The sequence below is a fragment of the Nonomuraea sp. NPDC049684 genome (genome assembly GCF_044465345.1).
In the GTDB taxonomy this organism is placed as follows: Bacteria; Actinomycetota; Actinomycetes; order Streptosporangiales; family Streptosporangiaceae; genus Nonomuraea.
The window spans coordinates 120,997-142,938 of record NZ_JBITLO010000007.1 but is presented as its reverse complement, the minus strand read 5'-3'; the positions used below and the strand labels follow the sequence as shown (position 1 = coordinate 142,938).

The window sequence follows — 21,942 nt, the reverse complement described above, 5'->3', positions numbered from 1 at the left end:
GAAGCGCACACCGCTACGGTGTGCGCTTTTTGCTGTGCCCGAAACCGGACCGCAGTGAGAGGAACCAGGCACGCATGCCGCACCACGACGACGACAACAAGATCAGCCTGCCCCGGCAGTTCGCCCGCACCCGGCGCTTCACCCTGGGCGCCCCCTCGGCCTTCACCGTCTCGGCGGACGGCTCCGTCGTGCTGTTCCTGCGCAGCCGCGCCGGCGACGACCCGGTCACCTGCCTCTGGGCCCTGGACGCCGGTTCCGGCGAGGAGCGGCTGGTCGCCGACCCCGCCGCGCTGACCGGCGGCGGCGTCCAGGGCATCGGCTCCTACGCCACGGACGACGCGGCCGGCCTGGCGGTGTTCACCCTGGCGGGCGCGCTGTGGGCGGTGGACGTCCCGACCGGCGCGGCCCGCACGCTGCCGGTGCCCGGCACGCCCGGCGACCCGCGGCCCGACCCGACCGGGCGGCTGGTCGCCTACCTCTCCGGCGGCGCGCTGCGGGTGATCGGCGCGGACGGCGCCGGCGACCGGGCCGTGGCCGAGCCCGACGGGCCGGACGTGCGGTTCGGCGTGGCCGAGTACGCCGCCTCCGCCTCGATGGGCCGCTCCCGCGGCTACTGGTGGTCCCCCGACGGCGCCCGCCTGCTGACGGCCCGGGTGGACGAGGCCCGCGTCGCGCTCTGGCACGTCGGCGACCCCGCCGATCCCGCGCGCCCGCCCAGGGCCGTGCGGTACCCGGCGGCCGGCACCGCCAACGCCGACGTCACCCTCTGGATCGCCAGAGTGGACAGCGGGGTGGACGACAGGCTGGACGGCGGGCGCGTCGAGGTCGCCTGGGACCGGGCGGCCTTCGAGTACGTGACGGCCGCCGGCTGGGACGCCCACGGCCCCTACCTCTCGGTGCAGAGCAGGGACCAGCGGACGGTCCGGGTGCTGGCCGCCGACCCGGACTCGGGCCGGACGCGGTTGCTGGCCGAGCAGCACGATCCGCACTGGGTGCAGCTCGTCCCGGGCACGCCCGCCCGTACCGGCTCGGGCCGCCTGGTCGCCCACGCCGACCTGGACGGCACGCGGCGGCTCACCGTCGGCGGCGTCCCGGTCACGCCGCCCGGCCTGCACCTGGAGGCGGTTCTCGGCGTGGACGGCCAGGACGTGCTCTTCACCGCCTCCGACGACCCCGCGCAGACCCACCTGTGGCTGCACACCCCGGCGGCGGGCGCCCACCGGCTCAGCGTCGCGCCGGGGGTGCACGGCGGGGTCCGGCGCGCGGGCACCCTCGTCCACGTCACCCGCACCGCCGAGCAGCCGGGCGAGCGCGTCCGCGTGGAACGACCCGCGGCCGGGGCGGGGTCCCCGGCGCGGAGCGGGGTCGAGGTGGCCTCGGTGGCGCAGCGGCCGGTGCTGGCGCTGCGCCGGTTGTCGCTCGTCACCACCGAGCGCGAGCTGCGCAGCCACCTGCACCTGCCCTCCTGGCACCGCCCCGGCGACCCGGCGCTGCCGGTGCTGCTGGACCCGTACGCGGGGCCGGCCGGGCGCCGGGTCACCGACGAGCAGGCGCCGATGATGTTCGTCTCGCAGTGGTTCGCCGAGCAGGGGTTCGCCGTCCTGGTCACCGACGGGGCCGGCACGCCGGGCCGCGGCCCCGGCTGGGAGCGCGAGGTGCACGGCGACATGTTCGGCCCCGTGCTGGCCGACCAGGTGGCCGCCCTGCACGCGGTCGCCGCCCGCCATCCGGAGCTGGACCTGCGCCGGGTCGCGATGCGCGGCTGGTCGTTCGCGGGCACGCTGGCCGTCATGGCGGTGCTGCGGCGTCCGGACGTCTTCCACGCCGCCACCGCCGGGGCCGGCACCAGCGAGCAGCGCCTGTACGACACCCACTGGCGGGAACGCTTCCTCGGCCACCCGGACCGCCACCCCGACCGCTACGACGCCTGCTCCACCCTGGTCGAGGCGCACACCCTGGCCAGGCCCCTGCAGCTCGTCCACGGCCTGTCCGACGACAACGTGTTCCCGGCGGGCACGCTGCGCCTGTCGTCCGCGCTGCTGGCCGCGGGACGCCCGCACGAGGTGCTGCCGCTGTCCGGCGCGTCCCACGCCCCCACCTCGGACGAGGACGTCTTCGAGGGCCTGCTCCTCCTCCAGCTCGACTTCCTCCGCCGCCACCTGAACCGGTAGCGGGCGGCCGTCGCCGGGGGGGGCGCCGATCGCCCCCCGTCAGCGGCGGGCCGGGCGGATGAGCAGGCGGCCGTAGGGGAGGTCGCCGGTCACCTGGACGTGCGGGTGGCCGGGGCGGGGCCGGCCGGGAACCTTGCAGGTCACCCGCCCCCACTCGGACCGCACCCCGTCGGCGTTCGCGGTCGCCCCCGCGGGCAGGACGATGGTGGCGCTGCCGTACGCCAGCAGCAGCTCGATGTCGACGCGCGCGTACGGCACGTGGGCCCGCGACAGGTCCAGCCGCACCCGGCCGTACTTGCTGTCGACGCACAGGCGGCGCGGGACCTCCCAGTCGCCGGTCCTGGTGACCGCGCCGCCGGTGGAGGCCAGCCGGACCACCTCGTCCGGCAGGTCGGCGACGATCGGCGCCAGCTCGCGGGCCGAGGTGGCGGTGAGCGCCAGTTCGAGCCGCCGCTCCAGCTCGCCGGGGTCGAGCCGGCCCTCCGCGTACGCCTGCTGGACCAGCTCGACCGCGCGCTCGCGGTCCGCGCCGAAGACGGCGCTCATCGGCTGACGGCCCTGTTGTACAGCCGCGTGGCCAGCGGCACGAACACGGCCAGCAGCAGCACGGACCACAGCAGCGACACCGGCACGGCGTGCCGCAGCGGCCAGGCGGCGGGCTGGGGCAGGGCGGCGCTGGTGTTGCCGAACAGCTCACGCGCGGCCTGGACGAGCGTGGAGACCGGGTTCCACTCGGCGATCGGCCGCAGCGGGCCGGGCAGGCGCGTGCTGTCGGCGAACGCGTTGGACAGGAACACCAGCGGCAGCGACGTGAGGGTGGCGAGGTTGTTGAACACCTCGGGCGTGCGCAGGGCCAGCGCGACCGTGGCCGTCACCCAGGAGAAGGCGTAGGCGAACAGCAGCAGCATCGCGAACCCGAGCACCGCCTCCGGCGGCGAGCTGTGGACGCGCCAGCCGACCAGCAGGCCGACGAGCGCCATGGTGGCGATGCTGGTGACGTTCATGATCACGTCGCTGACGGTCTGGCCGGTGAGCACCGCCGTGGGGGACATCGGCAGGGTGCGGAACCGGTCGAAGATGCCCTTCTGCAGGTCCTGGGTGAGGGTGTAGCCGGTGATCTGCGCGCTGGTGACGATCGTCATGACGAAGATCCCGGGCAGCAGGTACTCGCCGTAGGACATGCCGGGCAGCTCGATCATGCTGCCGAAGACGTAGGTGAACAGCACCACGAACACGATGGGCAGCATGATCACGCCGCCCAGCAGGTCGGGGGCTCTGCGGATCTTGAGCGCGTTGCGCCTGGCGATGGTCAGGCCGTCGGCGGCGGCCAGCCGGAGGGCGTTCATCGGACGGTCTCCTTGCTCTTCTCGTCGGCCTGGCGTCCGGTGAGGGTGAGGAACACGTCGTCGAGGGTGGGCCTGCGCAGCCCGGCGTCGCGTACGGCGATCCGCTCGGCGGCCAGGTGGCCTAGCGCCCGGGTCAGGGCGGCCGCGCCGCCGGTCACCGGGATCGTCATGCGCAGGGCGGCGGCGTCGACCTGCATCTCCCCCAGGGCCAGCGGCGCCAGGGCGCGGGCGGCGTGCTCCAGGCTCGCCGCGCTGGTCACCGAGAGCTGGATGCGGTCGCCGCCGACCTGGTCCTTCAGCTCCTCGGCCGTGCCGCGGGCGATCACCCGCCCGTGGTCGACCACCGCGATGCGGTCGGCGAGCCGGTCGGCCTCCTCCAGGTACTGGGTGGTGAGCAGGACGGTGGCGCCCTCCCGGACGAGCTCGGCGATGACGTCCCACAGGGCGATCCTGGCGCGGGGGTCGAGACCGGTGGTGGGCTCGTCCAGGAACAGCACGGGCGGGTCGGCGACCAGGGCCCCGGCCAGGTCGAGGCGCCGGCGCATGCCGCCGGACCAGCCGCGCACCGGCCGGTCGGCGGCGTCGGCGAGGTCGAAGCGGTCCAGCAGCTCGCGGGCGCGCTCGCGGCTGCGCCGGGCGCCCAGGTGGTAGAGGCGGCCGACCATCTCCAGGTTCTCGGCGCCGGTGAGGTGGTCGTCCACGGCGGCGTACTGGCCGGACGCGCCGATGCGGGCGCGCAGCCTGCGGGCGTCGCGGACGACGTCGAGCCCGGCCACCGTGGCGCGGCCGGCGTCCGGTCGCAGGAGCGTGGTGAGGATCCTCACCGTGGTGGTCTTGCCGGCGCCGTTGGGGCCCAGCAGTCCTAAAACCGTCCCCTCCGGGACGGTCAGGTCGACGCCGTCGAGGGCGGACACCTCGCCGTACCTCTTGGTCAGCCCCTCGACCACGATCGCGTCTGGCATGTCGGTCTCCTCGGTCGTCAGGAACGGTGGATGTCGATGTCGCCGTGCGTGGTGTGTGCGTGGATCTCGACGGTCCGGGCCGCGTCGCCGGGGTCGTCGCCGGGGTCGAGGGCGACGTTCACGGTGCCGTAGCGGGAGCTGACGTCGAGCCAGGCGGAGGTGCCCTCGCCGACGCCGACGTCGAGGCCGCCGCCGGTGGTCTCCATGACGACCGTGCCGGACCTCACCTCGCGGATCTCCACGCCGGCGTAGGCGGTCTTGGCGACGACGCCGGCCAGCGGGCGCTCCACGGTGATGTCGCCGTGGGCGCTGTTGAGCCGCAGCTCGCCGGTGACCTCGCCGAGGCGCACGTCGCCGTGGGCGGTCTTGACCGCGGCGGTGCCGTCGATCTCGCCGACGCGGATGTCTCCGTGGTTCGTGGTGATCTCGGCGTGCCCGCGCGCCCTGGTGACGGAGACGGCGCCGTGGGTGCTCCTCAGGCGCAGCCGGCCCGCCTCTTCGACGCGGATGTCGCCGTACGTGCTGGTCGCCGTGACGTCGCCGAGCGGCCCGCGGCACGACAGGCCGCCGGACGTCCTGGCGTCGAGGCGGGACCCGGCCGGCAGCTCGATCGTCACCTCCACCGAGCCCGTGCCGAGCAGCAGCGAGCGCGCCCAGTCGGCGGGCGACTCGACGAGCTTGCCGAGCGAGAGCCCCCAGCCGGGCGCCGGCGCCCCCTGCTCCTTGCCGGCGGCCACCGTGAGCCTGCCGTCGGCGTAATGGACCTGGACGTGCCGGGCGGCCTGGACGTCGGCGTCGTTGTGCTCGTCGCTCGGGCGGACCTCGACCACGGTCTCGGCGCGGTCGCCCGCGACGACGCGGACGGCGGCGGTCGCCAGGTCGAGGACGGCGACGATGGGGCTGGGCGTGTCGAAGGCCGGCATTCCGATCTCCCTGTCATCGGTCGGCATGGTCATCAGCGCACCCAGCCGCTGTAGCGGTTGCCGGTCTGCGGGGCCGGGCGCCGGGTGGCGCGGCGGGTGGCGTCGCCGGGGTCGAGCGCCGCGGAGACGGCGCGGACCAGCCAGGCGTTGACGGACAGCCCGTCGCGCGCGGCGGCCTCCTCGATGCGCGGCTTGAGCGCCTCGGGGACCCGGAGGGAGATCCGGGACGTGCCGCCCTCGTCGGCCTCGGGCGGCGGCGCGGACGGCCGGTCGGCGGGCCCCGCGCTCCCGGGCGTTGCGTCCTGGTCCGGGAACGGGTGGGCGGCGGGCGGTGACGTCACGACGAAGGCGGGGTCGCGTCCGCGCAGCCGCACCTCGACCGAGCCGGGCGCGAGGTCCTGGGTGATCTCGTCGGCGGCGGCCGACAGGGCCTCCAGCAGGGCGAGCCGGGCGGCCGACTCCAGGCTCGCGGCGAAGCGCTCGGCCAGCGCGCGGGCCTCCTCGCCGCCCGTGCCGGCGGCGAGCATGAGCTCGCGCCGGAGTTGATCGACATACGGGGCAAGGTCCATGACGCCATCATGACATGCGAGATGACGCCATTGCAATGCCATGATGACGCCATGATGGCGTCACATGACGCCTCAGGTGGGCGGCGGCCCGGACAGCGCGGTGACCACGCGGTGGCGCAGCAGCTCGTACTGCTCGCGGCACCGGCGCGGCGCGTCCGGGGGACGGTGCTGGAGCTGCGGGTTCACGACGACCTCACCCGGGTGGAACTGGTCGGCGGTGAAGTCGACCTCGGTGCCGCCGGGCAGCACGTTCCAGTAGTGGTGACCGACCTTGACGCCGTCGGCGTGCACCTCGGCCAGGATCAGGTCGCCGCCGAGCAGGTCCTGGACCACCAGCGCGGTGATCCCGCACTGCCCCCTGGCCGGGTTGTCGGGCCGCCACTGCTCGCGCGCGGCGGTGTCGCAGGTGTCGGGCCCCCAGGCGGACAGCAACGCCGGCCGCAACAGTTCCAATATCAACATCCGGCGAGTGTCGCAGGCGGGCCCGACAGTTCACGGCCCGCTCACTCCAGGGCGCCGTCAAGGATCTTGTCGAGGAAGGCGTCCAGGTTGACCGCCGTCCTGGCGACGCGCTCGGCCACGCTCAGCGACTCGAACCGGACGCCCAGCTCGGTCTCCTTGCGGCCCCTGACGTACAGGGAGCAGGCCAGGTCGGCGCACATGTAGGCGCCCACCGTGTTGCCCTGCCGCCCCGCCGCGCCGACCCGGGGCGCGGTGAACAGCGCGACGCCGGTCCCGGCGTGCGGGGTCACGCAGACCGAGCAGAGCGTGCTCTTGGTGAAGCTCCTGCGCACCTCCTGGCCGAGCCGCAGCGCGACGCCGACCGGCGCGCCGCCGCGCTCGGCCACCAGGTACGCCCGCTCGGGCGCCCCCGGATCGCGCCAGCCCAGGAAGTCGAGGTCGGGCCAGGGCAGCTCGGGCAGCCCGCGCGGGACGGCGAGCCGCCGGGACTCGCCCCTGGAGCAGTTGACGAAGGACGAGCGGATCTCGCTCTCGGTGACGGGGTTCATGACGTGCCTGCTTTCGAGGACGGGAGGAACAGGGCGGGCAGGAGGCAGAGCGCGACGGCGGCCAGCGTGACCCAGAAGGCGGGCCGGTAGCCGCCGTGCTGGAGCAGGACGGCCACGCAGGCGGTGCCGGCCGCCGCGCCGACCTGCTGGCCGATGGCGTTGGCGGTGGTCGCGGCGGGCACCTTGGCCGGCGGCAGCGAGTGATAGAGGGTGATCATGGTGGGTGAGACCGCGAGCGCGGCCCCCACCCCGCGGACGAACAGCGCCACCGTCAGCAGCGCCGTGCTCGCGCCGGGGTCGGCCAGCGCGAACGGCAGCGTCCCTGCCGCCAGCAGGACCAGGCCCGTGACGACGATCCGGCGCGGGTTGCCGTTCAGGTCGATCAGCCGGCCGGCCGCCAGCACCGCGACGAGCATGCCGAGCCCCTGCGGCGCGAGCACCAGCCCGGCGCCGAGCGCCCCCGACCCCTCGGCCGTCTGGATGAACAGCGGCACCAGGAACACGGCGGCGAACAGGGAGAAGTTGGCCAGGAAGGCCAGCGCGGCGGAGGCGGCGAAGGCCCGGTCGCGGAACAGGCCGGGCTCGACGATCCGCGGCCCGGAGGTGCGGGCGGCCCGCCACAGGCAGGCGGCCAGCAGCAGCGCGCCGGCGGCCGCGGTCAGCGCGGCCACGGGCTCGCCGGCCCCGCTCAGCCCGTGCAGCAGCAGGGTCAGGCCGCCGCTCACGCCGAGCAGGCCGGCCACGTCGAGGCGTTCGGCCGGGCCGCCGGGCCGGGCGGTGCGCACGTACAGAGCCGAAAGGACGACGCCGGCCGCCACGAACGGGACGTTGACCAGGAACACCCACCGCCACGACAGCGTCTCCACCAGCACGCCGCCGACGACCGGCCCGAGCACGGGCGCGAACACGGCGGGCACGGCCATCAGCGCCATCATCCGGCCGAGCCGCTCGCGCCCGGCCAGCTCGACGACGATGATCCGGCTGAGCGGGAAGAGCATGCCGGCCCCGGCCCCCTGCACGACGCGGAAGGCGATGAGGCTGCCGAGCGACCAGGCCGATCCGCACAGGATCGAGCCGGCCAGGAACACGGCGAGCGAGGCGGTCCAGGCCGTCCCGGCGCCGAACCGCTGGGCCGCCCACCCGGTCGCCGGGATGACCGCGGCCAGGGCGAGCAGGTAGGCGGTCGTCACCCATTGGGTGGCGGCCAGGTCGGCGGAGAAGGCGCGGGCCAGGGTGTGCGTGGCGACGCCGACGACCGTGCCGTCGAGCAGGGCGGTGAAGGCGCCGAGGGTGAGCACCCCGGCGACCGTCAGCAGCCGCCGGTCGAGGCCGGGCCGCGTCGCGGTCGTTCCGGTCATGGGGAAACCTGCCAATGTCTCAGTGCGCTGTCGAGCGCGTCGATGATCGCGTCCCACGAGCTGCGGACGTCGCGGGAGGCCTGGAAGCCGCCGCGGGCCTCCAGGTTGGTGAAGCCGTGGAAGGTGCTGCGCAGCAGCCGGATGGCGTCGGTGTGGGCCGGCTCGGGCAGCCCGTACGCGGCCACGACCGCGTTGGTGGTGGTGAAGATCCGCTGGACGTCGGCGCACCCGGCGACGATCTCGGGGTCGAGCCGGAGCTGGGTGGCCTCGTACAGGCCCGGGTGGGCGAGTGCGAAGTCGCGGTAGGCGGCGGCGAAGGCGGCCAGCGCGTCCTTGCCCGCCTTGCCGGCGACGGCCGCGGTCAGCGCGTCGGCCTGGATGCGGGCGGCGCGCAGGGCCACCCGGACGCGCAGGTCCTGGAGGTTCCTGACGTGGGAGTAGAGGCTGGCGTCCGCGACGCCGAAGCGGCGCGCCAGGGCCGAGACCGTCAGGTTGTCGAACCCGGCCTCGTCGGCCAGTTCCCCGGCCGCCTCCGTCACGCGGTCCGCCGTCAGACCGGCCCGAGCCATCATGATCCACCTCCGCAGCAGGGAACCTAACCTTCCTAGGTTTTATCCTAGGAGTCCTAGGTTTCGCAAATCAGGAAAACTTGGGATCAGGTTGGAACGTGGCTGGAGCAGCCGTTCGTAACGTGGCGGACATGAGAGTGCTCGTCGATCTGAACCGCTGCCTGAGCTACGGCCAGTGCGTGTTCGCGGCGCCGGCGGTCTTCCGGTTCCACGGCGCCGAGTCCCTCGAGTACGACTACGCCCCGGCCGACGCGCTGCGCGAGCAGGTGCGCGAGGCCGCCGCGGCCTGCCCGGTGCAGGCGATCACCTGCTCGCCGGACGACCATGCGTAGCGCGGTGATCGTGGGCGCCTCGCTGGCCGGCCTGCGGGCCGCCGAGACGCTGCGCGCCGAGGGCTTCACCGGGGAGCTGACGCTGATCGGCGACGAGCCGTACGAGCCCTACGACCGGCCGCCGCTGTCCAAGCAGGTGCTGGCCGGACGCGCCTCGCCCGCGCACACCGCGCTCGTCGCGGCGCGGGACCTGCGGGCGCGCTGGCTGCTCGGCGAGCCCGCCACCGGCCTGGACCTGCGCACCCGGCAGGTACGCCTGGCCGGCGGGCGCGAGATCGGCTTCGACCGGGTGCTGATCGCCACCGGCACCCGGGCGCGCCCCTGGCCCGAGCCCGCCGAGGCGGCCCTGACCGGCGTGTTCACCCTGCGCGGACGCGACGACGCGGCGAGCCTGCAAGCCGCCCTCGCCGCCGGGCCGAGCCGGGTGCTGGTCATCGGCGGCGGGTTCACCGGCTCGGAGATCGCCTCCGTGTGCCGCGAGATGGGCCTGGCCGTGACGGTCGCAGAACGCGGCCCGGCCCCGCTGGCCGGCGCCCTGGGCGCGGCGGCCGGCAGCGTCGCCGCCCGGCTGCACCGCGAGCACGGCGTGGACCTGCGGGTGAACACCACGGTGATGGCGCTGGAGGGCGACGCGCAGGGCCGGTTGCGCGCGGCGCACCTGTCCGACGGCGACGTCCTGCCGGTCGAGGTCGCGGTGGTGGCGCTCGGGGCCGTCCGCAACACCGAATGGCTGGCCGGGGCGGGCCTGGCGGCCGACGCGCGCGGGGTGGTGTGCGACGCCGCCTGCCGGGCCTTCGACGCCGACGCGATCGTCACCTCCGACGTGTTCGTGGCCGGCGACGTGGCGCGCTGGCCGCACCCGCACTACGACGGCCTGCTGCTGGCCGTGGAGCACTGGGACAACGCGGTGCGGCAGGCGGCCACCGCCGCGCACAACATGGTCGCCGACCGGCCGCGCCCGCACCGGGGGCTGCCGGCGTTCTGGTCCTACCAGTTCGGCGTCAGCATCAAGTCCGTCGGCCTGCCGACGATCGCCGACGAGGTGGTGGTCACGCAGGGCTCGGTGGCCGAGCGCCGCTTCGTGGCCTGTTTCGGCCGCCAGGGCCGGTGCGTGGCGGCGGTCGCGGTGGACGCGCCGCGCTCGCTGCCCGCCTACGCCGGCCTGATCGAGGCGGCCGCGCCCTTCCCGCCCGACCTGCGGGCCGCCGACGGGCCGCGCACGCTGCTCCCGGTGCCCGCAGGACTGACCGTGGACGGCCAGTCCACGCACAGCCCGACGGCCGCGGTGACCGGGCAGGGCCCGACCGCGCGCGAGGTGCCGCGCGAGCGCGACCCCCGCTCGCCGCTGACCGCGCCGCCGCTGGAATGAGAGCCGGAGGACGACCATGGCCCACCAGGTCACGCAGAGCCTGTTCGCGCAGGTCCTGGACGAGGCGAGCCGCCCCGACCCGTACCCGCTGTACGCCCTGCTGCGCGAGAGGCCCGTCTCCCGCCAGGGGGACGACCTGTACGCGGTGAGCACGTACGCCGAGATCGTCTCGCTGCTGCACGACCCGCGGATCAGCTCCGACGAGCGCAAGAGCAGGAGCGGCTCCGGCTCGTTCGGCGCCTCCGGCAGGCTGATGGCCGGACAGGACGCCCAGGACGGCCAGGAGTCCCGCAAACCGGCGTTCATCTTCCTCGACCCGCCCGACCACGACCGGCTGCGGCGGATCGTCATGCGGCACTTCACCCCGGAGCGCGTCAACCGGCTCGGGGAGCACGTGGTGTCGCTGGTGGCCGAGCTGCTCGACCGCCGCGCCGGCCACGACTCCATGGACGTGGTGGACGACCTGGCCTACCCGCTGCCGGTCACGGTGATCTGCGACCTGCTCGGCGTGCCCAAGGAGGACGAGCCGCGCTTCCACGGCTGGGCCTCGGCGCTGGCCCGCACGCTGGACCCGCCCGAGGGGCTGTCGGAGGAGGAGGTGCGGCAGGCCGAGACCGCCGCGCCGGAGCTGCGCGCGTACCTGGTGGAGCTGGCCGCCGAGCGGCACGCCCGCCCGTCGGACGACCTGCTGTCGGCGCTGCTCACCGACCGCGCGGCCGAGCGCATGGACGCCCCGGAGATCATCGCGACGATGGCCCTGCTGCTCATCGCCGGCCACGAGACCACCGTCAACCTGATCGCCAACGGCATGCTGACGTTCCTGCGCAACCCGGAGGCGCTGGCGCGGCTGCGCGCCGACCCGGGGCTGATCGTCCCGGCCGTCGAGGAGGTGCTGCGCTACGACCCGCCGGTGCAGTTCCGCACCCGCACGACGCTGGCCGACATCGAGATCGCCGGGGTCACCGTCCCCCAGGGCGCGGACGTGGCGCTGCTGCTGGCCTCGGGCAGCCGTGACCCGGCCCGCTTCCCCGGCGCCGACCGCTTCGACCCGGCGCGGCGGGACAACCAGCATCTGGGGTTCGGCGGGGGCGTCCATTACTGCGTGGGGGCGCCGCTGGCCCGGATCGAGGCGCGGGTCGCCCTGGGCGCGCTGGTGAGCAGGCTGGTCGGGCCGGAACTGGCCGACGGGCCGCCGCCGTACCGGCACAGCGCGTCGCTGCGCGGGCCCGCGCACCTGCTGGTCGGCTTCGACCGCCTGCTCTAGCGCCCGCCCCCCTGCGAGGCCCGCCTGCCCTGAGGGCCGCCCGCTCTCGCGCCCGCCTGCGCTAGCGGCCTTCGAGGACGCGGGCCAGGGCGTCCAGGGTCTCCTGCCGGGTTCCCGGGGGCGGCGAGACGCGCAGCACCGGCTCCCGCAGGTCGAGCGGGGCGCGGGCGACCGGCGCGACGCCCACCAGCAGGCCCGCCCCGGCCGCCGCCGCGGCCGTCCTGGTGGCGTCCGCGCCGCCGGGCGGGCGCAGGGTGACGATGGCCGTCGGCTCGTCGTACGGCTCCACCACCCGCCAGCCGCCCCTGCCGTCGAGCGTGCGCCGGGCCGCCGCGCCCAGCTCGGCGAGGTGGGCGCGGACCGCGTCCGGCCCCAGCGCGTGGTGCTCCAGGACGGCGACGCCGAGGCCGATCCGCGCCGCCACCGCCGACTCGGCGCTCTCGTAGCGCGCGGCGCCGGGCAGCGGCCCGGTGCGCGCCGGGTCCGCCAGCCAGACGTGGCCGCCGAGCGCGGGGGCCGCCGCGTCCATGTCCTCGGTGAGGCCGGGCACGATCAGGAAGCCGACGCCGCGCGGCCCGGCCAGCCACTTGCGGGAGGTGCCGACGTAGGCGGCGGCCCGCGCGCCGGTGACGTCGAGGTGGCCGAGCGACTGGCACACGTCCAGGACCAGGGGGACGCCGGCCTCCCGGCACAGGCGGCCGATCTCCGCGACCGGCTGCGCGGTGCCCCGGTGGGAGGGCAGGTGCGGCAGGGTGACCAGGTCCAGGCCGCGGCGCAGGGCGGCGGACAGGGCGTCCAGGTCGAGCCGGGCGTCGTCGTCGGCGGGCAGCTCGGCGAGGGTCCAGCCGCGCTCGGCGGCCAGGCGGTGCAGCAGCATGAGCGTGCTGCCGTACTCCGAGCGGGTGAAGCCGACCCGGGCGTCCGGCGGCAGCCGCCAGCCGCCGAGCAGCGCCGCCATCGCGGCCGTGCCGCTCTCCAGAAAGGCGACGTCGGCCGCGTCCGCGCCGGTCAGGGCGGCCAGCGCGGCCCTGGGCACGGCCAGTCCGGGCGCGGCGGCGTACCCGCCGAGCTCGCGTTCGCGCCGCAGGTGCTCGACCGTCGCGGCCAGCGCCCGGTCGCTGGGCACGTTGCAGCCGGCCGCGTCCAGGTGGCCGGGCGGTCCGGCCGAACGGGCGGCCCGCCAGCGCGCGGCGATCACGCCCCGGCCAGCAGCAGCCCGAAGTCGCCGTCGGGGTCGGTCCACGAGCGCAGGACGGTGAACCCGGCCGCGGCCAGCTCCTCCCCCAGCGGCTCCAGCCGGAACTTGGCGCTGATCTCGGTCCGCATCTCCTCTCCCGCGGCGAAGTCCACGGTCAGGCCGAGCGCGCCGACCGGCACCCGCATGTCCCGGGTGGCCCGCAGCCGCATCTCGATCCACTCGTTGCGCTGGTCGTACAGGGCGACGTGCTCGAACGCCGCCGGCTCGAACCCGGCCGCCAGCTCCCGGTTCACCACGCGCAGGACGTTCCGGTTGAACGCGGCCGTCACCCCGGCGGCGTCGTCGTAGGCCGCGACCAGCCGCCCGGCGTCCTTCACCAGGTCGGCGCCGAGCAGGAACGTGTCGCCGGGCCGCAGGGTGGCCCGCACCTCCTTCAGGAACACCTCGCGGGCGGCCGGTTCGAGGTTGCCGATCGTGCCGCCGAGGAAGGCCACCATGCGCCGGCCCGAGCGCGGCAGCAGCCGCAGGTGGCGCTCGAAGTCGGCGCAGACCCCCCGCACCTCCAGCCCGGGGAAGCGCCCGCCCAGCCGGCGCGCCGCCGCCTCCAGGGTGACGGCGTCCACGTCCACCGGCGTGTACGCGCGCAGCGTGCCCGCCTCGGTGAGCGCGTCCAGCAGCAGGACGGTCTTCTCGCTCGTGCCCGAGCCCAGCTCGACCAGCGTGTCGGCGCCGGAGGCGGCGGCGATCGCGGCCGCCCGCGCGCGCAGGATCGTCAGCTCGCGGCGGGTCGGGTAGTACTCGGGCAGCCGGGTGATGCGCGAGAACAGGTCGCTGCCCGCCTCGTCGTAGAACCACTTGGGCGGCAGCCACTTGGGCGTGGCCGTCAGCCCGGTCCTGACGTCGTGTTCGAGCGCCTGGCGCAGGTAGCCGGGGTCAAGGTGGCTGGTCACATGGACGGTCGGCTGGGTGACGGGCACGAGATCCTCCTGGAAGGTCACAACGGCTGGACGCGTACGTCGTCCGGCGTGGCGGTGAGCAGGCTGCGGTCGGGCGCCTCCTGCCAGCCCGGCCGGTCGTCGAGCGGCTCGCTGGCCACGTACACGCCGTCCTGGTCGGCGCGGAAGAACAGGGTGTCGCCCCAGACGGTCGCGGCCAGCGCCGTGCCGTCGCAGGCGAGCAGGTTCAGCCGGGCGGCGGGGTCCTTCTCCCCCGCGCGCACGACGACGTCGGCCAGCGCCGCGGCCAGGGCGAGACCGGCGCTGCCGCGGGCGAACACGGCGGCGGCCAGCCAGGCCGAGTCGCAGGGGCTCTCGGGCAGGTCGTCGGCCAGGTCCATGACCGCGTCGCGCTCGACCCGGCCGTTGTGGCTGAGCAGCCAGCCGCCCCCGGCGAACGGCGCGGTGGCGCTCTCCTCCACCGGCATGCCGGTCGTGGCGCACCGCACGGCCGCGAGCAGGCACCCGGAGCGGGCGATCTCGGCGAGCGCGGGCAGGTTGGCGTCGGCCCAGATGGGGATGGCGCGGCGGTAGCGCACCGGCTCCGGCCTGGCCGGGTCGTACCAGGCCATGCCGTAGCCGTCGGCGTTGACCGTGCCGTGGCGCTGCCGCCGGGGCGCGTACGACTGGGCGAGCAGGCCGTGCGCCGGCTCGTGGATCAGCGAGGTCAGCGGGCGCGGGACGCCCAGCCAGGCGGCGTGCCGGCACATCTAGGCCCGCTCGGCGTCGCGGGCGCAGCGGAAGCCGGTGAAGATCTGCCGCCGGACCGGGTAGTCCCAGTTGCGGAACGTCGTGCGCACCGCCGCCGGGTCGGCCGCCCACGAGCCGCCGCGCAGCACCCGGTACTCCTGCCCGAAGAAGACCTCGCTGTACTCCTTGTACGGGAAGCTGCGGAACCCGGGATAGGGCTGGAACCACGACCCGGTCCACTCCCACACGTCGCCGACCATCTGCTCGGCCCCGTACGCGCTCGCCCCGGCGGGGTAGGCGCCCAGCGGGGCCGGCCGGGCCGCCCGGTGACCGAGATTGGCCAGGTCGGGACGGGGGTCCTCGTCGCCCCACGGGTACTTGCGGGCGCGCCCGGCCTCCGGGTCCCAGCCGCACGCCTTCTCCCACTCGGCCTCGGTGGGCAGCCGCCGGCCCGCCCAGCGGGCGTAGGCGTCGGCCTCGTACCAGCTCACGTGCTGGACCGGCTCGTCCATCGGGACGTGCTCGGCGCGGCCGAAGCGGGTGCGCCACCACGCGTCGCCCTCGCGGGTCCAGAACAGCGGCGCGGTGGCCCCGCTCTCCTGCCGCCAGCGCCAGCCGTCCGGGTGCCACCAGCGCGGGTCGTCGTAGCCGCCGGACTCGACGAACGCGGCGTAGGCGGCGTTGCCGACGGGCAACCGGTCGATCCAGTAGGCGGGCAGGTCCACCCGGTGGGCGGGGCGCTCGTTGTCGTAGGCCCAGGGCAGGGTGCCGGTGCCCATCTGGAAGGGGCCGGCGGGGACGTACACCTCGGCGGGGCCGGTGGCGCGGCCCGGCGGCAGGTCGCCGTCGCGGACCAGGCCGGGCTGCCGGGACAGTTGCCAGGTGGCCAGCATCGTCTCGTCGTGCTGGTGCTCGTGCTGGATGACCAGGCCGAACACGAACCCGTCGCGGTGCAGCGGGGCGGCGGCCTCCAGGTCGATGGCGTCCAGCACGTCGAGCACCCGGCCGCGCACGCCGCCGATGTACTTCCTGGCCTCGGCCGGGCCGAGGATCGGCAGGGCGGGACGGTCCTTGCGGGGGTGCTTGAAGGCGTCGTAGATGTCGTCGATCTCGGGGCGCAGCGGCGTGATGCCGGCGGCCTCGCGCAGCACCCACAGCTCCTCGTAGTTGCCGACGTGCGCGAGGTCCCACACCAGCGGCGACATCAGCGGGGAGTGCTGGCGCAGCAGGAGGTCGTCCTCGGCCTCGGTGTAGGTCAGCGAACGGTCGCGCACCGCGGTCAGCTCGGCGGCGATGCGTTCCTTGATGTCGTTCATGCCCGTCCTTCTCCGCTCAGCCAGGCCGGCAGGCGCCGTACCGGGTCCGTCATCAGCTCCATCAGGTCGGCCGCCGGGGAGCGGCCCGCGCTCACGTACCGGGCGGCGAAGCCGGACACGCCGTCGACCAGGCCGGCGGGCGCGCCGAGCCGGGGCAGCGCCTCGACGGCGGCGCGGAAGGCCGCCTCGGCGGCGCGGGCTAGCCGCGGGTCGGTCAGGCCGCACCTGGCGGCCGCCTCGGCCAGGCCCGCGACGGGCTCGGCGGCCGACAGTGCGGCGTCGGCGGCGCGGTCGTCGGTGATCAGCGCGTGGGTGACGGCGACGCACACCGGCCAGTCGTCCGGGTGCTGGGCGTCGAGGTAGCGGATCTCCAGCCAGCCGCGCGGCCGGACCGGCGGGAACAGCGTGGTGGCGTGGTAGGCCAGGTCGTCGGGGGTGGGCGGGCGCTCGCCCGCGCCGCCGAGCCAGTCGCGGAAGGTCGAGCCGTCGCCGACCGCGCGGTAGCGGCGCTCGTCCTCGCGGACGAGCATGAGCCGGGCGTCCAGCAGGTACGCCGCCCAGGCCGCCGCCGGGTCGCCTGAGCCGTCGACGGAGCCGTCGCCAGGGCCGTCGACGGGGGCGGTGCGGGTCGGGTCCAGGTTCTCCCAGACGGCCTGGCGGCCCGACATCCAGCCGCAGGGGCGTCCGCGGCTCAGCGGCGAGTTGGCGAAGGCCGCGGTCAGGACGGGCCGGAGCAGCCTGGCGCGCTCCCACCGGACCGCCGGCCGCTCCCCCAGGTCCACGTTGACCTGGACGGACGCCGTCGAGCACATCATCAGCGGCCCGTACGGGCGGCCCAGGAACTCGGCCATGGCGTCGTAGCGCGGCTGGCGGAGCTGCCGCCGGGCCGGGCGCAGCGGGTCGAGCCCCACGCCGCCCAGCACCAGCCCGGCCCGCCCGAGCGCCGCGCGTACGGCGGCCACGTCGGCGGCCAGCCGTCCGATGGCCTCGGCGGGCGGCCCGGCCGGGCCCGACAGCTCGATCTGGCCGCCCGGCTCGTACGTCACCCGGCTCCCGCCGGCCAGCGCCGGGACGACCTGCTTCACCCGGTCCATCGGGACCTGCCGCGCCGGGTCCGCCCGGTCGAAGATCAGGAACTCCAGCTCGGCCCCCACCCGGTCGCCCGGGGCGGGTGCGAAGCACCGGCGTGCGAACTCCTCCACCTCCGGCACGCCCCGGAGCGGCTCGCCGGCCGCTCCCGGGGCGCCGGACCCGCCGGCCGCCGGGCCGGTCATCGCGTGGCGCATGTGCTTACAGACCCGCGAGACCCGCCAGCGTTACACGGAAATTTGATGATCTGCCGGGATTTGCCCCTTTTGCGACTCCTGGGTCGTCAGCCGCGACGGCGGCGGGCTCTGAAGGCGGACATCAGGCGGTCGCGCGTGCCGTCGGACAACTTGCGCTCCGGCGGGAGCTCGCGCAGGGCCCGGACGGTCTCGCGGAACCGGTCGAGCTGCCGCGCGCAGTCGGCGCAGGCCGCCGCGTGCGCCTCGAACGCCTCGCGTTCGGGCCGGTCAAGAGCGCCGTCAAGGTAGGCGGTGATGAGTTCTACCAGCTCGTCGCACGTGAACCGCTTCACGACGTTGACCGCCTCACCTCTGAGCGTTGAACCGTTTAACCTATTCTGACCGCTTCACGGACTGGTAGTAGCCTTCGAGCCGGTCGCGGACCGTGGCTCTTGCCCGGTGCAGGAGCACCCGTTGGTTGGCCGCCGAGATCTCCAGGATCTCGCAAACCTCCTCCGACGTGCATCCCTCCAGGTCACGCAGGGTGATGACGATCCGCTGCCGGGGCGGCAGCCCGGCCAGCGCCTCACCGATGAGACCGCGCGCCTCCGAGGCGAGCACCGCGCCCTCCGGCGTCGGGCCGTGCTCCTTCTGGGCCGGCTCGGCGGGCGGCTCGAACGCGCTCCACGGCAGCGTGCGGCTCTCGCGCAGGCCGCGTTTCTTGGCGGTGTTGACCAGGATGCGGTAGACCCACGTCTTGACCGAGGAGCGCCCCTCGAAGGCGTCGATGGCGCCGATGACCGCCAGCCACGTGTCCTGCACGACCTCCTCGGCCGAGTCGTCGGTGGACACGTAGGACCTGGCCGCCCGCAGCATCCCCCGCGACCAGGTGTCGAGGAGCGCGGCGAACATCGACTCGTCCCCGGCCCGCAGCGCCGCGACGACGACGTCGTCCGGGGGCAGCCCACCGCCCGCGAAAGGCCCCACGATCGTTTCCTCCCGGTCGAGCGTCGGGGACATCATGACATCGGGCCGCGCGTCGTCCACGCCCGGCCTGCCGCCGGGCCCGTGCGGGACGTCATCCTCCAGGCTAGCCCTCGCCTCCTCGCACCTGAAGATCGCACACCGGTCCGCGCCCGCACGTCGTACGGCGGCACCGACAGGGAACCTTCCCCGGCGGAGGCCGTCCAGCCGTGCGGGACCGGGATCGCCGCAGCTCAGTCGCGGTCGTAGTGGCAGACGGCCTCCAGCATGACGCCGTGCGGGTCGAGCCAGAACGCGGCGTGGTAGGGCGGCGGGTACTCGGGGAACTCCCTGGGCTCGTGCAGCACCTGCGAGCCGAGCTCCACCGCCCGCGCGTGCGCCTCGGCCACCGCGGACCGGCTGCGCAGCGAGAACGCGAGGTGTTGCAGGCCGGTGCGGTGCCGCGAGTAGTCGCCGGGCTCCTGCGCGGGGTAGAGGAACAGGTACGTGCCCGGCTTGTCGCTGGCCGGCATGTAGCCGATCTCCTCCTCGCTGCTGAAGAACTCCTTGAAGCCGAGGTACGGCAGGAGGGCGTCGTAGTACTCCTTGGCCGCCCGCAGGTCGGGGACGTTGATGCCGATATGACCGATCATGCAGGGAGTATCGCGGCCTCCGGCGGCCGGCGGCAACGTGTCGGTCCCGGCTGTTACGGTCGCGGGCATGGTAAGAGAAGTGCCGCCGTCCGGTGGCGAGAAGGAGAGCCTGCACGCCAGCCTCGACCGGCACCGCGACGTGATCGTGTGGAAGCTCCAGGGCCTGGGCGAGGAGCAGGTCAGGCGGCCGATGACGCCGTCCGGCACGTCGCTGCTCGGCATCGTCAAACACCTGGCCGCCGTCGAGTACGGCTGGTTCTGCGCCACCTTCGGCCGCGAGGCCGAGCCGCTGTGGTTCGCCCCCGAGGACGACTTCGCGATCGGCGAGCGGGAGACCACCGAGCAGATCGTCGCCTTCTACGGCCGGGCCCGCGCCGCCGCCGACAAGGCGATCTCCGACCTCCCCCTCGACGAGCCGGGCACCTCGTGGGCGGGCCGCCGGGTGACCCTGCGCTGGGTGCTCATCCACATGATCGAGGACACCGTGCGCCACGCGGGCCACATGGACATCCTGCGCGAGCTGATCGACGGCGCCACCGGCGACCACCCCCGCTGATCGTCCTGCGCCGCCGTCACAGGGTGGTGGGCAGCACCGGGCGGCCGCGCACGCCGGGGTCGGCCGCGAACAGGGCGCCCGCCTCCGGCTGCTCCCGGGCGTCCACCCCGAGCCTCGACGTGGTGACGAACAGCCGGTCGAGGCCGAGGCCGCCGAACGTGACCGCGGTGACCTTGCCGACCGGCAGCTCCACCACGGCGTCGAGCCGCCCGCCGGGGGTGTACCGGTGCACGGCGAATCCCTGCCAGAGCGCCACCCACACCCCGCCCTCGGCGTCGACCGTCAGCCCGTCGGGCGCGCCCTGGCCGGGGTCGATCGTCACGAACGGCCTGCGCCCGGTGAGCCCGCCCGCCGGGTCGTGGTCGAGGACGTCCACCCGGCCGGTGGCGGTGTCGGCGTAGTAGGCCAGGCTGCCGTCGGGGCTGAAGTCGAGGCCGTTGGAGACGGTGACGCCGGTGATCACCGGGCTGAGCGCGCCGTCCGGACCGGCCACGTAGAGGGAGCCGGCTCCGGGGGTCTCGTCGTAGGGCATGCTGCCGATGTAGAAGCGGCCCTCGGGGTCGCAGCCGCCGTCGTTCATGCGCACGCCCGGGTCGCTCCACGCCTGGCCGAGCGGGCGCAGCGGCGCGTCGAGGTCGTCGGCGTCGGCCAGCAGCAGCTCGCGTTCGCCGGCCACCACGTAACCGCCGGACGCGCGCGGGCGCAGCGCCGCGGCGACCGGGCCGACGTGCCGCCGCCGCACGCCGCCCGCGTCGTCGAGGGCCAGCACGTCGCCGGCCAGCATGTCCACCCACCGCAGCCCGCCCCAGCGGGCGGACCACACGGGCCCCTCGCCGTGCTCGGCCACCGGCCCGGTCACGGGGTACGCCTGCACGCTCATACCGGCCTCCTCGGCCCGATCCTAGCGGCGGACGCGATCATCGTTTCCCGCCCGCGGGCACGGGGGCCTCCACCGGCTCGGGCGCGGCGCGGTGCCGTACGGGCTGGAGCTGCGCCGCGAGCAGGGCGGCGAGCACGATGACGGCGCCGGCCACCTGCGCGAGCGTGAGCCGCTGGCCGAGCACCAGCCAGCCGAGCGCGGTGGCGACGACGGGGCTGAGCAGCCCGAGGAAGGTGACCTTGGTGGCCGACAGCTCGCGGATGCCCCGGAACCACAGGGTGTAGGCCAGGGCCGAGCCGATGATCGCGAGGTAGGCGTACCCGGCCAGGTTCTCGCCGGTCAGGTGGGCGGGCGGCGGCCCCTCGACGAGGAACGTCACCGGGGCGAGCAGCAGGCCGCCGGCCGTGAGCTGCCAGCCGGTGGTGGCCAGCAGCGGCGCGGGCGACTTCCAGCGCTTGCTGAGCACGACCCCGACCGCCATCACCACCGCGCCGCCCAGCGCGGCGGCCACGCCCAGCAGGTCGAGCCGGGCGTCGGCGCGCAGCACCAGCAGGCTCACCCCGGCCACGCCCGCCGCCGCGGCCAGCGCGACGCGCCAGGTCAGCCGCTCACCCAGCAGGCCCGCCGACAACAACGCGACCAGCAGCGGCTGGATGGCCCCGACGGTGGCGGCCACCCCTCCGGGCAGCCGGTAGGCGCCCACGAACAACAACGCGAAGAACAACCCGATGTTGAGCGCACCGAGCACCAGGGCACGCCACCACCAGTTCCCCTGGGGCAGCCGCCGCGTGATCGCGATCAGGATCAGCCCCGCCGGCAGCGCGCGGATCAACGCGGCCAGCAGGGGGCGGCCGGGCGGCAGCAGCTCGGTGGTGATCAGGTAGGTGGTCCCCCAGATGGCGGGGGTGAGGGCGGTCAGCAGAACGGTTCCCGTTCGATTACTTAGCACTAAGACAAATTAACCGAAGGCTGGACGTTCCAGCCAGGTGATTTTCCTCACCGCTAAGAGACTTGTAGGCTGCGAGGGTGGCTGACCAGGTCGACTACATCCTCAGGCAGTGGCACGCGCAGCGCCCTGACCTGGACGTCTCCCCCATGGCGGTGATCGGGCGGCTGTCGCGGCTGTCCCGGCTCATCGAGGCCGAGCTGGGCCGTACGTTCGCCGGGCACGGGCTCGACCGGGCCTCGTTCGACGTGCTGGCCACGTTGCGGCGCAGCGAACCGCCCCACCGGCTGACCCCCGCCGCCCTGATGCGCGCCTCCATGGTCACCTCGGGGGCCGTCACCCAGCGGCTCGACCGGCTGGAGTCGCGGGGGCTGGTGCGGCGCACCCCCAGCGACTCCGACGGGCGCGGGGTGCACGTGACGCTCACCGCCGAAGGGCTCGCGCTGATCGACCGCGCGCTGCCCGACCATCTGGCGACCGAGCAGCGGATGCTGTCGGCGCTCACCGCGCAACGGCGCGACGAGCTGGCCGCCACCCTGCGCGACCTGCTCGAATCCCTCGGCGACCAGACTTCCTGACCCGCCCCGCGCCACCGGCCGGAGCGGGG

General features: G+C 75.2%; 25 protein-coding genes. 6 read left to right on the top strand and 19 right to left on the bottom strand.

Annotated features, from left to right (window positions below):
- Window positions 1–74: 74 nt before the first annotated feature.
- Window positions 75–2,171, top strand: coding sequence for a prolyl oligopeptidase family serine peptidase (locus ACIBST_RS23310; RefSeq protein ID WP_397174460.1), 2,097 nt, complete (start codon window positions 75–77; stop codon window positions 2,169–2,171).
- Window positions 2,172–2,210: 39 nt separating this feature from the next.
- On the opposite strand, the gene ACIBST_RS23305 is transcribed toward ACIBST_RS23310, so the two are convergent.
- The 9 genes from ACIBST_RS23305 to ACIBST_RS23265 form a co-directional block, all read right to left on the bottom strand.
- The gene (locus ACIBST_RS23305; RefSeq protein WP_397174458.1) at window positions 2,211–2,717 is read right to left on the bottom strand and encodes a DUF1707 domain-containing protein; all 507 of its coding nucleotides are present in this window, start codon (window positions 2,715–2,717) and stop codon (window positions 2,211–2,213) included.
- Complete coding sequence (locus ACIBST_RS23300) at window positions 2,714–3,517, bottom strand: ABC transporter permease (RefSeq protein ID WP_397174457.1); 804 nt, start codon at window positions 3,515–3,517, stop codon at window positions 2,714–2,716. The genes ACIBST_RS23305 and ACIBST_RS23300 overlap by 4 nt, the downstream gene beginning before the upstream one ends.
- Window positions 3,514–4,479: an ATP-binding cassette domain-containing protein gene (locus ACIBST_RS23295; RefSeq protein WP_397174455.1), complete on the bottom strand. Its 966-nt coding sequence runs from the start codon at window positions 4,477–4,479 to the stop codon at window positions 3,514–3,516. The genes ACIBST_RS23300 and ACIBST_RS23295 overlap by 4 nt, the downstream gene beginning before the upstream one ends.
- Before the next feature lie 17 nt (window positions 4,480–4,496).
- Window positions 4,497–5,429, bottom strand: coding sequence for a DUF4097 family beta strand repeat-containing protein (locus ACIBST_RS23290; protein ID WP_397174453.1), 933 nt, complete (start codon window positions 5,427–5,429; stop codon window positions 4,497–4,499).
- A 5-nt stretch (window positions 5,430–5,434) separates the two neighbouring features.
- On the bottom strand, window positions 5,435–5,971 hold the full coding sequence (locus tag ACIBST_RS23285) for a toxin-antitoxin system HicB family antitoxin (protein WP_397174452.1): 537 nt from the start codon (window positions 5,969–5,971) through the stop codon (window positions 5,435–5,437).
- Window positions 5,972–6,043: 72 nt separating this feature from the next.
- Complete coding sequence (locus ACIBST_RS23280; protein WP_397174450.1) at window positions 6,044–6,433, bottom strand: hypothetical protein; 390 nt, start codon at window positions 6,431–6,433, stop codon at window positions 6,044–6,046.
- Window positions 6,434–6,474: 41 nt separating this feature from the next.
- The gene (locus tag ACIBST_RS23275) at window positions 6,475–6,981 is read right to left on the bottom strand and encodes an FBP domain-containing protein (RefSeq protein ID WP_397174448.1); all 507 of its coding nucleotides are present in this window, start codon (window positions 6,979–6,981) and stop codon (window positions 6,475–6,477) included.
- Complete coding sequence (locus ACIBST_RS23270) at window positions 6,978–8,339, bottom strand: DHA2 family efflux MFS transporter permease subunit (protein ID WP_397174446.1); 1,362 nt, start codon at window positions 8,337–8,339, stop codon at window positions 6,978–6,980. The genes ACIBST_RS23275 and ACIBST_RS23270 overlap by 4 nt, the downstream gene beginning before the upstream one ends.
- Complete coding sequence (locus ACIBST_RS23265; protein ID WP_352327684.1) at window positions 8,336–8,908, bottom strand: TetR/AcrR family transcriptional regulator; 573 nt, start codon at window positions 8,906–8,908, stop codon at window positions 8,336–8,338. Before ACIBST_RS23265 ends, ACIBST_RS23270 begins: the two co-directional genes overlap by 4 nt.
- 131 nt (window positions 8,909–9,039) lie before the next feature.
- On the opposite strand from ACIBST_RS23265, the gene ACIBST_RS23260 reads away from it, so the two are divergent.
- Genes ACIBST_RS23260 through ACIBST_RS23250 form a run of 3 tightly spaced genes read left to right on the top strand, consistent with a single transcriptional unit; the run spans window position 9,040 to window position 11,873 of the window.
- Window positions 9,040–9,240, top strand: a complete 201-nt coding sequence (locus ACIBST_RS23260; protein WP_352355003.1) for a ferredoxin — start codon at window positions 9,040–9,042, stop codon at window positions 9,238–9,240.
- Window positions 9,233–10,609 carry an NAD(P)/FAD-dependent oxidoreductase gene (locus tag ACIBST_RS23255; protein WP_397174444.1) on the top strand — a complete coding sequence of 459 codons (1,377 nt, stop codon included), beginning with the start codon at window positions 9,233–9,235 and terminating at the stop codon, window positions 10,607–10,609. Before ACIBST_RS23260 ends, ACIBST_RS23255 begins: the two co-directional genes overlap by 8 nt.
- A gap of 16 nt (window positions 10,610–10,625) precedes the next feature.
- Complete coding sequence (locus ACIBST_RS23250; protein ID WP_397174443.1) at window positions 10,626–11,873, top strand: cytochrome P450; 1,248 nt, start codon at window positions 10,626–10,628, stop codon at window positions 11,871–11,873.
- Between the two features lie 61 nt (window positions 11,874–11,934).
- On the opposite strand, the gene egtE is transcribed toward ACIBST_RS23250, so the two are convergent.
- From egtE to ACIBST_RS23210, 8 genes are all read right to left on the bottom strand, one after another.
- Entirely contained in the window at window positions 11,935–13,071 is a 1,137-nt protein-coding gene (gene egtE / locus ACIBST_RS23245; protein ID WP_397174441.1) for an ergothioneine biosynthesis PLP-dependent enzyme EgtE, read from the bottom strand.
- The gene (gene egtD, locus ACIBST_RS23240; RefSeq protein WP_397174439.1) at window positions 13,068–14,048 is read right to left on the bottom strand and encodes an L-histidine N(alpha)-methyltransferase; all 981 of its coding nucleotides are present in this window, start codon (window positions 14,046–14,048) and stop codon (window positions 13,068–13,070) included. The genes egtE and egtD overlap by 4 nt, the downstream gene beginning before the upstream one ends.
- 17 nt (window positions 14,049–14,065) lie before the next feature.
- A complete protein-coding gene (gene egtC / locus ACIBST_RS23235; protein ID WP_397174437.1) occupies window positions 14,066–14,776 on the bottom strand; it encodes an ergothioneine biosynthesis protein EgtC in 711 nt (236 codons plus the stop codon).
- Window positions 14,777–16,072: an ergothioneine biosynthesis protein EgtB gene (gene egtB, locus ACIBST_RS23230; RefSeq protein WP_397174436.1), complete on the bottom strand. Its 1,296-nt coding sequence runs from the start codon at window positions 16,070–16,072 to the stop codon at window positions 14,777–14,779.
- Complete coding sequence (egtA, locus tag ACIBST_RS23225) at window positions 16,069–17,358, bottom strand: ergothioneine biosynthesis glutamate--cysteine ligase EgtA (RefSeq protein WP_397174435.1); 1,290 nt, start codon at window positions 17,356–17,358, stop codon at window positions 16,069–16,071. Before egtA ends, egtB begins: the two co-directional genes overlap by 4 nt.
- Before the next feature lie 86 nt (window positions 17,359–17,444).
- The gene (locus ACIBST_RS23220) at window positions 17,445–17,690 is read right to left on the bottom strand and encodes a zf-HC2 domain-containing protein (RefSeq protein ID WP_397174433.1); all 246 of its coding nucleotides are present in this window, start codon (window positions 17,688–17,690) and stop codon (window positions 17,445–17,447) included.
- Between the two features lie 40 nt (window positions 17,691–17,730).
- Complete coding sequence (locus tag ACIBST_RS23215; RefSeq protein WP_397174432.1) at window positions 17,731–18,324, bottom strand: RNA polymerase sigma factor; 594 nt, start codon at window positions 18,322–18,324, stop codon at window positions 17,731–17,733.
- A 230-nt stretch (window positions 18,325–18,554) separates the two neighbouring features.
- Window positions 18,555–18,953: a VOC family protein gene (locus ACIBST_RS23210; protein ID WP_397174430.1), complete on the bottom strand. Its 399-nt coding sequence runs from the start codon at window positions 18,951–18,953 to the stop codon at window positions 18,555–18,557.
- Between the two features lie 67 nt (window positions 18,954–19,020).
- Here ACIBST_RS23210 and ACIBST_RS23205 point away from each other — a divergent pair, with 67 nt between their 5' ends.
- On the top strand, window positions 19,021–19,509 hold the full coding sequence (locus tag ACIBST_RS23205; protein WP_397174428.1) for a DinB family protein: 489 nt from the start codon (window positions 19,021–19,023) through the stop codon (window positions 19,507–19,509).
- A gap of 16 nt (window positions 19,510–19,525) precedes the next feature.
- On the opposite strand, the gene ACIBST_RS23200 is transcribed toward ACIBST_RS23205, so the two are convergent.
- Both ACIBST_RS23200 and ACIBST_RS23195 read right to left on the bottom strand, forming a co-directional pair.
- Complete coding sequence (locus ACIBST_RS23200) at window positions 19,526–20,389, bottom strand: SMP-30/gluconolactonase/LRE family protein (RefSeq protein ID WP_397174427.1); 864 nt, start codon at window positions 20,387–20,389, stop codon at window positions 19,526–19,528.
- Window positions 20,390–20,426: 37 nt separating this feature from the next.
- On the bottom strand, window positions 20,427–21,338 hold the full coding sequence (locus tag ACIBST_RS23195) for an EamA family transporter (RefSeq protein ID WP_397174425.1): 912 nt from the start codon (window positions 21,336–21,338) through the stop codon (window positions 20,427–20,429).
- Window positions 21,339–21,415: 77 nt separating this feature from the next.
- On the opposite strand from ACIBST_RS23195, the gene ACIBST_RS23190 reads away from it, so the two are divergent.
- Window positions 21,416–21,913, top strand: coding sequence for a MarR family winged helix-turn-helix transcriptional regulator (locus tag ACIBST_RS23190; protein WP_397174423.1), 498 nt, complete (start codon window positions 21,416–21,418; stop codon window positions 21,911–21,913).
- Window positions 21,914–21,942 lie beyond the last annotated feature (29 nt).

Bases quoted from the DNA above. Each gene is read 5' to 3' on its own strand.
- ACIBST_RS23310 (WP_397174460.1), top strand. From the start codon at position 75: ATGCCGCACCACGACGACGACAACAAGATCAGCCTGCCCCGGCAGTTC.
- ACIBST_RS23305 (WP_397174458.1), bottom strand. From the start codon at position 2,717: ATGAGCGCCGTCTTCGGCGCGGACCGCGAGCGCGCGGTCGAGCTGGTC.
- ACIBST_RS23300 (WP_397174457.1), bottom strand. From the start codon at position 3,517: ATGAACGCCCTCCGGCTGGCCGCCGCCGACGGCCTGACCATCGCCAGG.
- ACIBST_RS23295 (WP_397174455.1), bottom strand. From the start codon at position 4,479: ATGCCAGACGCGATCGTGGTCGAGGGGCTGACCAAGAGGTACGGCGAG.
- ACIBST_RS23290 (WP_397174453.1), bottom strand. From the start codon at position 5,429: ATGCCGACCGATGACAGGGAGATCGGAATGCCGGCCTTCGACACGCCC.
- ACIBST_RS23285 (WP_397174452.1), bottom strand. From the start codon at position 5,971: ATGGACCTTGCCCCGTATGTCGATCAACTCCGGCGCGAGCTCATGCTC.
- ACIBST_RS23280 (WP_397174450.1), bottom strand. From the start codon at position 6,433: ATGTTGATATTGGAACTGTTGCGGCCGGCGTTGCTGTCCGCCTGGGGG.
- ACIBST_RS23275 (WP_397174448.1), bottom strand. From the start codon at position 6,981: ATGAACCCCGTCACCGAGAGCGAGATCCGCTCGTCCTTCGTCAACTGC.
- ACIBST_RS23270 (WP_397174446.1), bottom strand. From the start codon at position 8,339: ATGACCGGAACGACCGCGACGCGGCCCGGCCTCGACCGGCGGCTGCTG.
- ACIBST_RS23265 (WP_352327684.1), bottom strand. From the start codon at position 8,908: ATGGCTCGGGCCGGTCTGACGGCGGACCGCGTGACGGAGGCGGCCGGG.
- ACIBST_RS23260 (WP_352355003.1), top strand. From the start codon at position 9,040: ATGAGAGTGCTCGTCGATCTGAACCGCTGCCTGAGCTACGGCCAGTGC.
- ACIBST_RS23255 (WP_397174444.1), top strand. From the start codon at position 9,233: ATGCGTAGCGCGGTGATCGTGGGCGCCTCGCTGGCCGGCCTGCGGGCC.
- ACIBST_RS23250 (WP_397174443.1), top strand. From the start codon at position 10,626: ATGGCCCACCAGGTCACGCAGAGCCTGTTCGCGCAGGTCCTGGACGAG.
- egtC (WP_397174437.1), bottom strand. From the start codon at position 14,776: ATGTGCCGGCACGCCGCCTGGCTGGGCGTCCCGCGCCCGCTGACCTCG.
- egtB (WP_397174436.1), bottom strand. From the start codon at position 16,072: ATGAACGACATCAAGGAACGCATCGCCGCCGAGCTGACCGCGGTGCGC.
- egtA (WP_397174435.1), bottom strand. From the start codon at position 17,358: ATGCGCCACGCGATGACCGGCCCGGCGGCCGGCGGGTCCGGCGCCCCG.
- ACIBST_RS23210 (WP_397174430.1), bottom strand. From the start codon at position 18,953: ATGATCGGTCATATCGGCATCAACGTCCCCGACCTGCGGGCGGCCAAG.
- ACIBST_RS23205 (WP_397174428.1), top strand. From the start codon at position 19,021: ATGGTAAGAGAAGTGCCGCCGTCCGGTGGCGAGAAGGAGAGCCTGCAC.
- ACIBST_RS23200 (WP_397174427.1), bottom strand. From the start codon at position 20,389: ATGAGCGTGCAGGCGTACCCCGTGACCGGGCCGGTGGCCGAGCACGGC.